Here is a 263-nt window from a genome sequence, read left to right as displayed (position 1 = left end):
TCGACACCGACGGCATGCCCGCCGACGTCATCATGATGAACAGCCGCGCCCGCTTCCGCGAGGAGACCTCGGGCCGCGAATACGAACTCACCCTGGCCTGGCCCCACGAGGCCAACGCCGCCGACGGCAAGGTGTCGATTTTCTCGCCGGCGGGCAGCGCCCTGCTGGGCTTGTCGGTCGGCCAGTGCATCGACTGGCAGACCCCGGAAGGCCACGCGATCCAGCTGCGGGTGCTGGCCGTGAGCCACGGGGCCTGACCCCCA

The 263-nt window shown here is 70.3% G+C and carries 1 protein-coding gene; it reads left to right on the top strand.

Annotated features, from left to right (window positions below; genetic code table 11):
- Nucleotides 1–257 (top strand): GreA/GreB family elongation factor (locus B4920_RS26640; RefSeq protein WP_173862718.1); only part of this gene is annotated, 257 nt, incomplete at its 5' end.
- Between the last annotated feature and the right edge of the window lie 6 nt (nt 258–263).

The organism is Zoogloea sp. LCSB751, assembly GCF_002028455.1.
Classification (GTDB): domain Bacteria; phylum Pseudomonadota; class Gammaproteobacteria; order Burkholderiales; family Rhodocyclaceae; genus Zoogloea.
The sequence above is the reverse complement of the archived record's forward strand: the minus strand, read 5'-3'. Positions and strand labels throughout refer to the sequence as shown.